Annotated in this window: 8 protein-coding genes; 6 read left to right on the plus strand and 2 right to left on the minus strand. The window is 67.9% G+C overall.

The window, feature by feature from the left end:
• Positions 1 to 51 precede the first annotated feature (51 nt).
• The 4 genes from V7Q48_RS05060 to V7Q48_RS05075 all read left to right on the plus strand — a co-directional run bounded on the left by V7Q48_RS05060 (position 52) and on the right by V7Q48_RS05075 (position 9,187).
• Positions 52 to 1,287 carry a TIGR04063 family PEP-CTERM/XrtA system glycosyltransferase gene (locus V7Q48_RS05060; protein WP_333836669.1) on the plus strand — a complete coding sequence of 412 codons (1,236 nt, stop codon included), beginning with the start codon at positions 52 to 54 and terminating at the stop codon, positions 1,285 to 1,287.
• A 91-nt stretch (positions 1,288 to 1,378) separates the two neighbouring features.
• The gene (locus V7Q48_RS05065; protein WP_333836670.1) at positions 1,379 to 2,842 is read left to right on the plus strand and encodes a hypothetical protein; all 1,464 of its coding nucleotides are present in this window, start codon (positions 1,379 to 1,381) and stop codon (positions 2,840 to 2,842) included.
• 258 nt (positions 2,843 to 3,100) lie between these two features.
• On the plus strand, positions 3,101 to 7,741 hold the full coding sequence (gltB, locus tag V7Q48_RS05070) for a glutamate synthase large subunit (protein WP_333836671.1): 4,641 nt from the start codon (positions 3,101 to 3,103) through the stop codon (positions 7,739 to 7,741).
• 12 nt (positions 7,742 to 7,753) lie between these two features.
• Positions 7,754 to 9,187, plus strand: coding sequence for a glutamate synthase subunit beta (locus V7Q48_RS05075; protein ID WP_333836672.1), 1,434 nt, complete (start codon positions 7,754 to 7,756; stop codon positions 9,185 to 9,187).
• A 98-nt stretch (positions 9,188 to 9,285) separates the two neighbouring features.
• Here the strand turns inward: V7Q48_RS05075 and V7Q48_RS05080 are convergent, their stop codons facing one another.
• Positions 9,286 to 10,314 (minus strand): aromatic ring-hydroxylating dioxygenase subunit alpha, encoded by a 1,029-nt coding sequence (locus V7Q48_RS05080; protein WP_333836674.1) that lies wholly within the window; start codon positions 10,312 to 10,314, stop codon positions 9,286 to 9,288.
• Positions 10,315 to 10,385: 71 nt separating this feature from the next.
• On the opposite strand from V7Q48_RS05080, the gene V7Q48_RS05085 reads away from it, so the two are divergent.
• Positions 10,386 to 10,937 carry a TetR family transcriptional regulator gene (locus V7Q48_RS05085; protein WP_333836676.1) on the plus strand — a complete coding sequence of 184 codons (552 nt, stop codon included), beginning with the start codon at positions 10,386 to 10,388 and terminating at the stop codon, positions 10,935 to 10,937.
• A 2-nt stretch (positions 10,938 to 10,939) separates the two neighbouring features.
• Here V7Q48_RS05085 and ung read toward each other — a convergent pair whose 3' ends face one another.
• On the minus strand, positions 10,940 to 11,623 hold the full coding sequence (gene ung, locus V7Q48_RS05090) for a uracil-DNA glycosylase (RefSeq protein ID WP_333836678.1): 684 nt from the start codon (positions 11,621 to 11,623) through the stop codon (positions 10,940 to 10,942).
• A gap of 126 nt (positions 11,624 to 11,749) precedes the next feature.
• Between ung and V7Q48_RS05095 the strand changes: the two genes are divergently transcribed.
• On the plus strand, positions 11,750 to 12,040 hold the full coding sequence (locus V7Q48_RS05095) for a putative quinol monooxygenase (protein ID WP_333836679.1): 291 nt from the start codon (positions 11,750 to 11,752) through the stop codon (positions 12,038 to 12,040).
• The last annotated feature ends 1 nt before the right edge of the window (position 12,041 follow it).

Here is a 12,041-nt window from a genome sequence, read left to right on the forward strand (position 1 = left end):
GTGAGGCATCAGGGTACGGACTTTTAAGGCTTGCCGTGGCATGTGCGGGGCATGACCCGGATTCTCCACGTCCTCGATCACGCCCTGCCGCTGCACAGCGGCTATACGTTCCGCACCCGCGCCATCCTCAAGGCGCAGGAGGGGCACGGGCTGGAGGTGCGCGGCGTGACCGGGCTGCGGCACAGTGCGCCGATCGAGGCGCAGGATCCCGGCTGGCACGACGGGCTGGCGTTTCATCGCACCCCGGGCGAGGCGGGAGGGCCGCCGGGCCTGCGCGAATGGCGCGAGGCCGAGGCTCTGGCGGATCGCATCATCGCGGTGGCGCAGGACTGGCGCCCCGATGTGCTCCATGCCCATTCGCCGGCGCTGTGCGGTCTGGCGGCGGTGCGCGCCGGCCGGCGGCTGGGCCTGCCCGTGGTCTACGAGATCCGCGCGTTTTGGGAGGATGCAGCGGTCGGCAATGGCACGGGGCGCGAGGGCAACGCCCGCTATTGGCTGACGCGCCAGCTGGAAAACCACGTCGTTGCGCGCGCCGATGCCGTCGTCACGATCTGCCGCGGGCTGAAGGACGATCTCGTGGCGCGCGGGGTGGCTTCCGACAAGATCACGATCATGCCCAACGGCGTCGACCTGACGCTGTTTGGCACGCCGCCGGCACGCGACCCGGCGCTGGCGGCCGAACTCGGGCTGGATGGGACAGGGCCGGTCATCGGCTTCCTCGGCAGCTTCTACCCGTACGAGGGCCTCGACGACCTGATCGCGGCGATGCCGGCGATCGTCGCGGCGGTGCCGGGCGCCCGGCTGCTGCTGGTGGGTGGTGGCCCCGCGGCCGAGGCCTTGCGTGCGCAGGCGGCGGCCTCTCCGGCTGCCCACGCCATCCGCTTCGTCGGCCGTGTGCCGCATCACGAGGTCGACCGCTATTACGCGCTGGCCGACGTCGTCTGCTATCCGCGCAAGGCCATGCGGCTGACCGACCTCGTCACCCCGCTCAAGCCGATGGAGGCGATGGCGCAGGGCAAGCTGGTCGCGGCCAGCAATGTCGGCGGGCATCGCGAACTGATCGTCGATGACGAGACGGGAACGCTGTTCGCCCCCGACGATCCCGCCGCGCTGGCGGAGGCCATGGTGGCGTTGTTCGGGCGGGCCGACACCTGGGACCGGCAGCGCGCCATCGCGCGGGCCCATGTCGAGAACGCCCACGACTGGGCGCGCAACGCCGCGCGTTATCTTCCCGTTTACCAACAGCTGATAGCTCCGGGTAATGGCAGGAGCCGCTGCGCCGCCTGAAAGATCAGGCTGATTATGCAGCAAAGGTGCTTGCCACAAGGCCGATTCGCCCTGCATCAGGGGCGGCTCGCCCATCAGGGGGTACGCACAGGTGACGATGACCAAGGGCATGTCGGACAAGAAGCGCAAGACGACGACCAAGCGTTCGAGCCGCCCCATCGCCGCGCATCGCCTGTTCCCGGTGATGACGGCGCTGTGGTGCGCAGCCCTGCTCGGTCTGGTCTGCGCGATCCTGCCGGCCGATGTGCTGGGGCGTATCGTCGCCGCCACCGGCTTGCCGCACCTGATCGCTGCTGCCGCGCCGCCGCTGGGCTTTACCGCAAGGGTTCTTTCCACCGTCGCCATGGCGGGTCTGGGCGCGCTGCTCGGCCTGCTGGTGGGCTTGCGCTTGGCCGCGCGCCATCGCCTGCCCGAAGGGGTTGCGCCGCCACAGGCCGCGCCCCGCCGCGAAACCGATGCGACACGCGGCGCCGCCGATGCCCCGCGCGTCCGTGCCCGCGACGCCCATCCCGATGCCCCGCCGCGCCGCCCGCTGGTGGTCAGCGACGACATGATCGATGATGCCGAGACGCAGATTCTCGATGACGCGCCGGTATTCGGTCGGCGGCTAGCGGTCGATGCCGGCTTCGATCCTTTCGCGATCTACGAATCCGACGCGGCCGAGGCCGCGCCCTTCGCCCCGCCGGCATTCCTGGCCGATGCGCTGGCCCGCGAGCCTGTGGCCGATGGGGTGGAAGAAATTGCCACCCCCGACCTGGCCGAACCGGCTAGCGCAGTGATCGAGATCGAGCCCGAAATCGTCGAGCCTGCGATCGTGGTGGAAACCCCTGCCGCCATCGCGCCAGAGCCCATCGAAGACGAAACGGCGCACGACCAGGCCGAGGTCGAGCCTGCTGCGCCGATCGCGAGTGCACCGCCCGCTCCCTCGCTGTTCGCCACCGCCGGCGCGCTTCCCGAAGAAGGCGCGCGTACGGTGCTCGCGCGTGCCGACGTCGACGGCATGGGGCTGGTCCAGCTGGTCGAGCGGCTGGCGCTGGCGATCGCCGAACATCGCGCCGCGCTCGACGTGGCCGTGCAGGAAAGCGGCGAGGCATCCGACGCTGTTTCAACTGCTTCGCCGGCCAGCGATGCCGCGCCGGTCATGCCCGCCCCTTCGACCATGCTCGAAATGCGCCAGCCTGCCGCCGCCGGGAGTGCCGCAGTGGTCGAGCTGCCGCGCCTGCTCCGCCCGATTTCGGCCGTGGACACGACCGGCGAACCCGAAGCCGCTCTCGAGGACCGCTACTCCTCGCTGCTCGACATGGCCGCCGCCGTGCGCCGGATCGATACGGCGCGCGCCACGCGCCAGCCCGTGGTCATGTTCCCCGGCACTGCCCGTGATGGCGTGGTGCGCGATGCGATCGGTGCGGCGGAACGCCCGCACCTCGCCGCTGTGCCCTCGCGCCGCGATGCCGGCGATGAAGCCGACGCGGGCGAGCCGCGCGATGCCGAGCGCACCGAACAGGCGCTGCGCGACGCGCTGGCGACCCTGCAGCGGATGACCGCCAACCGTTGATCCCGGCGAGGCGGCACGAGCGGCAACGCACGTCCAGCGCAGTGCAACAGGCCCGTCGGCACCCCGGCGGGCCTGTTGCACTGCGACATTTGCGCATCGCCTGTGTTTTTCGCGGCATTCTTTGCCCGTTGCGTCGTGCAGACAGGTTGCAAAATAACTTTCCTGCAGTCATGGGGGTTTCTCGCGCAACTTTTGGCACTTCTCCGCGCCATGATTCGTGCGAGCTGTCTTTTTTCGAGTGTAGGGACGATCAACGCGATGGGATTTCCGCCGGTTCAGGGCCTGTATGATCCGCGTAACGAGCATGACGCATGCGGCATGGGCTTCATCGCCCATATCAAAGGCGTAAAAAGCCACGCGATTATCGGCCAGGCCCTGGAGATTCTGCGCAATCTCGACCACCGCGGTGCGGTAGGTGCCGACCCCTTGCTGGGTGACGGTGCCGGCCTGCTGATCCAGCTGCCCGACGCCCTGTTCCGCAAGTGGGCGGCGAGCGAAGGCAAGGAATTGCCGCAGCCCGGCGATTATGCCGTGGCGATGTGCTTCCTCCCGCAGGAGGAGGCCGCGCGCAATTTCGTCACCGAGTTCTTCGAGAAGTTCATCGCCAAGGAAGGCCAGGAGCTGATCGGCTGGCGTGACGTGCCCGTCACGCTCGACGGCCTCGGCAAGACCGTGATCGAATCCATGCCGGTGATCCGCCAGTGCTTCATCAAGCGTGGCGAGAACTGTGCCGACCAGGACGCGTTCGAGCGCAAGCTGCTGGCGATCCGCAAGCAGACGCAGAACCCGCTGGCGGCGATGGCCGAAAAGCATGGCCTGCCCGGCGTGACCGAGCTCTACCTGCCGAGCTTCTCGACGCGCACCATCGTCTACAAGGGGCTGCTGCTGGCCGGGCAGGTCGGCTCGTTCTACGACGACCTGCGCGATCCCGACTGCGTCTCGGCGCTTGGCCTCGTGCACCAGCGCTTCTCGACCAACACCTTCCCGAGCTGGAAGCTGGCGCACCCGTTCCGCTTCGTCGCGCACAACGGCGAGATCAACACCGTGCGCGGCAACGTCAACTGGATGAACGCGCGCCGCCGCACCATGGAATCGGAGCTGCTCGGCCCCGATCTCGACAAGATGTGGCCGCTGATCCCGCACGGCCAGTCTGACACCGCCAGCCTCGACAACGCGCTCGAGTTGCTGGTCGCCGGCGGCTACGGCATCGCGCACGCGATGATGATGCTCATGCCCGAGGCCTGGGCCGGCAATGCGCTGATGGATGCCAAGCGCCGCGCCTTCTACGAATACCACGCCGCGCTGATGGAACCGTGGGATGGCCCGGCCGCCGTCGCCTTCACCGACGGGCGCCAGATCGGCGCGACGCTCGACCGCAACGGCCTGCGCCCCGCGCGCTTCTCGATCACGCGGGACGATTTCGTGTGCATGGCCTCGGAAAGCGGCGTGCTGCCGTTCCGCGAGGAAGACATCGTGCGCAAGTGGCGCCTCCAGCCCGGCCGCATGCTGTTGATCGACCTCGAGCAGGGCCGCATCGTCGAGGACGACGAGCTCAAGGCGCACCTGTCGTCGGCCGAGCCTTACGAGGAATGGCTGGGCGCGGCGCAGTACAAGCTCAAGGAACTCGAGGTCGTCGATCCCGAGGTCGTCGCCGTCCCCGCGCCGGCCGACAGCCTGCTCGATCGTCAGCAGGCCTTTGGCTACACCCAGGAAGACGTGACCAGGTTCCTCGAGCCGATGGCCGCGATGGGCGAGGATCCGATCGGCTCGATGGGCACCGACACGCCGATCGCGGTGCTGTCGAAGCGGTCGCGCCTGCTCTACGACTACTTCAAGCAGAACTTCGCACAGGTCACCAATCCGCCGATCGATCCGATCCGCGAGGAACTGGTGATGAGCCTGGTCTCGATGATCGGTCCGCGCCCGAACCTGCTGGGCCGTGACGCGGGCAGCCACAAGCGGCTCGAGGTCGACCAGCCGATCCTGACCAACGACGACGTCGCCAAGATCCGCTCGGTCGAGGCCGCGCTCGACGGCGCGTTCCGCACCGCCACCATCGACACCACCTGGGATGCCGCCAGCGGCGCCGCGGGCCTCGAGATGGCGATCAAGGAAATGTGCTGGGCCGCGACCGAAGCGGTGCTGGCCGACAAGAACATCCTGATCCTGTCGGACCGCGCACAAGGTTCGGACCGCATCGCGATCCCGGCGCTGCTGGCGACCGCGGCGGTGCACCACCACCTGGTGCGCCAGGGCCTGCGCATGCAGACCGGCCTCGTGGTCGAGACCGGCGAGGCGCGCGAGGTGCACCACTTCTGCGTGCTCGCGGGCTATGGTGCCGAGGCGGTGAACCCCTATCTGGCGTTCGAGACGCTCGAGGCGATCCGCGTCGAGAAGGGCCTGCCGCTGACCCCGTACGACGTCCAGAAGAACTACATCAAGGCGGTCGGCAAGGGCATCCTCAAGGTCATGTCCAAGATGGGCATCTCGACCTACCAGTCGTACTGCGGCGCGCAGATCTTCGACGCGGTCGGCCTATCCTCGGCATTCATCGACAAGTACTTCACCGGCACCGCCGGCACGATCGAGGGCGTCGGCCTCAAGGAAGTGGCCGAGGAGACGGTGCGCCGTCACCAGGTCGCCTATGGCGACAACCCGGTGTACCGCAAGATGCTCGACGTGGGCGGCATGTACCAGCTGCGCCTGCGCGGCGAGGAACATGCCTGGACGGCGGGCAACGTCGCCAGCCTGCAGCATGCCGTGCGTGGCAACATTCCTGAAAAGTACCAGGAATTCGCGCAGACCATCAACGACCAGTCGGAGCGCATGCTCACGATCCGCGGGCTGATGGAGCTGAAGAAGGCGGACAAGCCGCTGTCGATCGACGAGGTCGAGCCGGCCAGCGCCATCGTCAAGCGCTTCGCCACCGGCGCGATGAGCTTCGGCTCGATCAGCCGCGAGGCGCACACCACGCTGGCAATCGCGATGAACCGCATTGGCGGCAAGTCGAACACCGGCGAGGGTGGCGAGGAGCCGGATCGCTTCAAGCCGCTGGCCAACGGCGATTCGATGCGCTCGGCGATCAAGCAGGTGGCCTCGGGCCGCTTCGGCGTCACCGCCGAATACCTCGTCAATGCCGACGACATCCAGATCAAGATGGCCCAGGGCGCCAAGCCCGGCGAAGGCGGCCAGCTGCCGGGCGACAAGGTCGACAAGGTCATCGGCAAGACCCGCCACTCGACGCCGGGTGTCGGTCTGATCTCGCCGCCGCCGCACCACGACATCTACTCGATCGAAGACCTTGCGCAGCTGATTCACGATCTCAAGAACGTCAACACCAAGGCGCGCGTCTCGGTGAAGCTGGTGTCGGAAGTGGGCGTGGGCACCGTGGCCGCGGGCGTGTCGAAGGCGCGTGCCGACCACGTCACGATCTCGGGCTACGAGGGCGGCACCGGCGCCTCGCCGCTGACCTCGCTGACCCATGCCGGCAGCCCGTGGGAAATCGGCCTGGCCGAAACCCAGCAGACCCTGCTGCTCAACAACCTGCGCAGCCGCATCTGCGTGCAGGCCGATGGCGGCCTGCGCACCGGGCGTGACGTCGCCGTGGCCGCGCTGCTCGGCGCCGACGAGTTCGGCTTTGCCACCGCGCCGCTGATCGCGGCCGGCTGCATCATGATGCGCAAGTGCCACCTCAACACCTGCCCGGTCGGCGTGGCGACGCAGGACCCGGTCCTGCGCGCACGCTTCACCGGCCAGCCCGAGCACGTGATCAACTACTTCTTCTTCGTCGCCGAAGAGCTGCGGGCGATCATGGCCGAAATGGGCTTCCGCACCGTCGCCGAGATGGTCGGCCGGGTCGACCGGCTCGACACGCGCAAGGTCGTCTCGCACTGGAAGGCCGACGGCGTCGACCTGTCGCGCCTGCTGCACAAGGTCGAGCCGGTCGAGGGCACCGGTCTCAACTGGACCGGCCACCAGGATCACGGCCTCGATGCAGCGCTCGACAACGACCTGATCGCCGCGGCCGAGCCTGCGCTCGACAGCGGCGAGCCGGTGCGCATCGAACGTCCGGTCATCAACGTCAACCGCACGGTCGGCGCGATGCTGTCGGGCGAAGTGGCACGGCGCCATGGTCATGCCGGTCTGCCCGACACCACGATCAACATCGCGTTCAAGGGCGTGGCGGGCCAGTCGTTCGGCGCGTTCCTCGCCCATGGCGTGACGCTCGATCTCGTCGGCGATGCCAACGACTATGTCGGCAAGGGCCTGTCGGGCGGGCGCGTGATCGTGCGCCAGCCCTCGCATGTCGACCGCGTGGCGGACGAGAACATCATCGTCGGCAACACCGTGCTTTACGGTGCGATCGCCGGTGAGGCGTTCTTCAACGGCGTGGCGGGCGAACGCTTCGCGGTGCGCAACTCGGGCGCCCTTGCGGTGGTCGAGGGCACCGGCGATCACGGCTGCGAATACATGACCGGCGGCGTGGTGGTGGTGCTCGGCAAGACCGGGCGCAACTTTGCCGCAGGGATGTCGGGCGGCGTCGCCTATGTCTACGACGAGGCCGGCACGTTCGCGCCGCTCGTCAACGGTGCGATGGTCGACATCCTGCCGGTTTCGGCCGATCGCGACGAGGAGGATGGCGCAGGCCGTCCGCAGCAGCGCGGCGTGGACGTCAACGACTTCGGCATGGGCGACATGCTGCGTCACGATGCCGAGCGCCTGCGCGTGCTGATCGAGCGCCACCTGCTGCACACCGGCAGCAAGCGCGCCCGCGCGATCCTGGACGATTGGGACCAGGCCGTGCAACGCTTCGTCAAGGTCATGCCGCGCGACTACGCGCGTGCGCTCCGCCAGCTCGAGGCCGAGCGCCTCGAAGCCGCGTCGGTCGCTGCGGAATAAGGATAGAATACGATGGGTAAGGCAACCGGCTTTCTCGAACTCGACCGCAAGGACCGGAGCTACGACGCTCCGGCCGAGCGTCTCAAGCACTATCGCGAGTTCATCGTCCCGCACGACGACGCGTCGCTCAAGGGGCAGGCGTCGCGCTGCATGAACTGCGGCATTCCGTATTGTCACAACGGCTGCCCGGTGAACAACCAGATCCCCGACTGGAACCATCTGGTCTACGAGAACGACTGGCGCGAGGCGCTGGACAACCTGCACTCGACCAACAACTTCCCCGAGTTCACCGGCCGCGTCTGTCCTGCCCCGTGCGAGGCGGCGTGCACGCTGAACATCGTGGACCAGCCGGTGACGATCAAGTCGATCGAATGCGCAATCGTCGACAAGGGCTGGAAGGAAGGCTGGATCGAGCCGCAGGTCCCGGCACGCCGCACCGGCAAGTCGGTTGCTGTCGTCGGCTCGGGCCCTGCCGGCATGGCCGCCGCGCAGCAGCTGGCGCGCGCCGGCCACTCGGTCACGGTGTTCGAGAAGTCGGACCGCGTCGGCGGCCTGCTCCGCTACGGCATCCCCGACTTCAAGATGGAAAAGCACCTCATCAATCGCCGCCTGGTGCAGATGATGGCCGAAGGCGTGGATTTCCGCACCTCGGTCGAGGTGGGCGTGACCGTCTCGGTGGATTCGCTGCGCGAGAACTTCGACGCGGTGGTGATGGCGGGCGGCGCGGAAGATCCGCGGCCGATCAACATCCCCGGCTTCGAACTGCCGGGCGTGCGCTATGCCATGGAATTCCTGACCCAGCAGAACAAGCGTGTCGCCGGTGACGACGAGATCCGCGCCGCGCCGCGCGGCTCGCTGACCGCCACGGGCAAGCATGTCGTCGTGATCGGCGGCGGCGACACCGGGTCGGACTGCGTCGGCACCTCCAACCGCCAGGGTGCGCTTTCGGTCACGCAGCTGGAGATCATGCCCCAGCCGCCCGAAAAGGAAGACAAGGCGCTGAGCTGGCCGAACTGGCCGCTCAAGCTGCGCACCTCGTCGAGCCACGAGGAAGGCGTCGTGCGCGAATTCGCCGTGCTGACCAAGCGAGTGGTCGGCGAGAACGACGTGAGCGGCCTCGAATGCGTGCGTGTCGAATGGGTCGACGGCAAGATGCAGGAAGTGCCGGGCAGCGAATTCGTGCTCAAGGCCGACCTCATCCTGCTCGCCATGGGCTTCGTCGGCCCGCGCAAGCAGGGCCTGCTCGAGCAGGCCGGCGTCGCGCTGGATGCGCGCGGCAACGTCAAGGGCAACGTGGTCGACTACAAGACCAGCGTCGAGGGCATCTTTGCGTGCGGTGACATGCGCCGCGGCCAGAGCCTTGTCGTCTGGGCGATCCGCGAGGGCCGCCAGTGCGCCCGTGCGGTGGACGAGGCGCTGATGGGCGTGAGCGAACTGCCGCGCTGATCCCGACCCTGCGCTTGCGCTGCGGGCGGAGGTGTCCCACGCCCTTCGCCCGCCCAATACCGAAAAAGCCTCTCCGTAATCCGGGGAGGCTTTTTTCGTCAGGCCTCCTCGCGCGCCAGCTTTTCGACCAGCCGGTTGAACAGCGTCACCCCGCGATCATGGACGGTGGGCATGATCCGTGGTTCGGGCGTCATGTCGATCACGCGCTGTTGCGCCTCGATCATCGTCTTGTCCTCGGCGAAAGCTTGGCCCGCCATGACCATGAGAGCATCGCGCAACTTTGCATCACCATGGTCGCGGTGCGGCCCCCAAGAAAAGAAGTAGCGCGCCGTATGGCCCGCCATCGGCGTCACCGCCTGGCTGGTGAAGGTCACGCCACCGGTCGCCAGCGCAGGATCGGGCACGCAATGGCCACAGCCTCGTGCGGTGCCCAGCGGATACGTCCCCCCGGTCATCAGCAGCACGCCGGGAATCAGGAAATCATAGGTCATGTAGACGTCGGCGGGCTCTGCGCTGCGCCGCGCGGAGGAGCCTCGCGAGTTCTCGTTCCAGCGTTCGTAACGGATGCCGCGCGGGAGGGGCGTGATCCGGCCCGGGGTCTCGGCAAATTCCGGCCCCGAGCCGAAGCTCTGGGCATGGACGAAGCTGAGGTGGCTGAAATCGAGCAAGTTGTCGTTGATCAGCCGCGCCTCGGCCGCATAGTCCAGCTGGCCATGCCCCAGCACGTAGTCGGGATCGTTCAGCCCGACTGCAGGCGGAATCAACGCCTCGTCGGCGCGGGCCGGATCGCCCATCCACACCCAGATCCAGCTGTGGCGCTCAGCCACGGGATAGGCGCGCACCCGCGCCTGGGGCGGAACGGTGTCCTGCCCGGGGATGGCCAAGACGCGGCCATCGGGGGCAAACAGCAGGCCATGGTACATGCACCGCAGGCCTGCGTCTTCGCAGCGCCCGAGCGAGAGTGGGGCGAGGCGATGGACGCAGCGGTCTTCCAAGGCGTGCACGATGCCATCCCCGTCGCGCCACAGCACCAGCCGCTCATCAAGGATCGTGATGGCAAAGGGGGTGTTGTTCGGCAGGTCGCGATCCCAGCCGGCGACGTACCATGCATTGCGAACGTAAGGCATCACGGTCTCCAGATCATCGCTCTCCTTGGCCGACGTTGACTTAACACCGTTAAGGAGTCAATCGTCGAGCCATGGCGCCACGACATCAACCTGGCTTGGATCGCGATCGCGTTGTCGCGGCGGCATTCGAGCAACTCGAGGAGGATGGCCTCGAGGCGCTGAGCATGCGGCGCCTCGCCGCACGCCTCGGCGTGCAGGCGCCGGCGCTGTACTGGCATTTCGGGGACAAGGCCGAACTGCTCGGCCTGATGTCGGCACGGATCTACGCGATGGCCCTGGCGGAAACCCAAGGCGCCATCGATTGGCGAGGGTGGCTTGTCGCTTATGGCGAAGCCCTGCGTCGCAGTTTCGCCGCCCATCGTGACGGCGCCCTGCTCTGCGCGCGAGCCCGGCCGCCCCAGGCCATCGAACCCGATGTCCAGGCGGCGCGGCTGGCGGCGCCACTCGTGGCGCTGGGGCTCGACCAGGCGAGGGCGCTATCGGCGCAGGCTGCCGTCATCGCCTTTGCGCTGGGCTGGGCGATGTATGCCGCCAATGGGCCGATGCGCGACCACCTCGCGCAGATGCTCGACTTTGACGCAGCCTTTGCGCAAGGCCTTGCGGCGCTCGTGCGCGGGCTTTGACCTCAGGGTTGCCAGTCGATCGCCCCGCGCCCTTGCGCCTCGAGGAATGCATTGGCCTGGCTGAAGTGGCGGCATCCGAAGAAGCCGTTATGTGCCGAGAGCGGGCTGGGATGCGCGGCCTGCAGCACCAGATGGCGCGTGTCGTTCAGCCCGGGCAGGCGCGCGGCTTTCTTCTGCGCGTGGTTGCCCCAGAGCAGGAAAACCACCGGGTCGGGCCCCGCCGCGACCGCCGCAACCGCCGCATCGGTAAACTCCTCCCAGCCTTTGCGCTGGTGCGACCCGGCCTTGCCTTCTTCCACCGTCAGCACGGTGTTGAGCAGCAGCACACCCTGTTCGGCCCAGCGCACGAGGTTGCCGTGATCGGGCCGTGGCAGGCCGAGGTCGGCGTGGAGTTCCTTGTAGATGTTGGCAAGGCTGGGCGGTACGCGCACGCCGCGGCGCACCGAGAATGCCAGGCCATGCGCCTGCCCGGCGCCGTGGTAGGGATCCTGCCCGAGGATCACGACCTTGACCTGCGGCAGCGGCGTCAGGGCCAGCGCCGCCAGTCGTTCGCCCTCGGGGGGAAAGATCGTGGCGCCGCGTTCCGCCTCGGCACCCAGAAAGGCGGTCAGCCTGGCGAATGCGCGACTGGCGACCACGGGATCGAGTGCGGGCGCCCAGCTGGCGGGAGGAGAAATCTGCGTCATCGCCACGGGACCTAGCACGGGGCGTCGGGACCCGTCACCGACCGGGATCGGCGAAAAAGAGGCGGCGCGATCGATGCACCGCGACTATGGTCGCGGCCCGGGCCGTCGCCCTCAGGAGTTTCCCCAATGATCCACGAAGTCGCCATCCTCACCATCGACCCGGCCAAGGCCGACGCGTTCGAAGCCGCGGTTGCGCAGGCGAAGCCCTATTTCGAGGCCGCCGAGGGCATGAAGTCGTTCGGCCTGCGTCGCTCGATCGAAACGCCGGGCCGCTATCATCTCGTGATCGAGTGGACCTCGGTCGAGGCGCATATGGTCGATTTCCGCGAGTCCGAGAACTTCCAGCGCTGGCGCGAACTGGCCGGGCCATTCTTCACCGGCCCGGTGGAGATGGAGCACGTCCTCACGGTCATCTGAC

Origin of the sequence: Novosphingobium sp. (assembly GCF_036803765.1) — a bacterium.
Taxonomy (GTDB): domain Bacteria; phylum Pseudomonadota; class Alphaproteobacteria; order Sphingomonadales; family Sphingomonadaceae; genus Novosphingobium.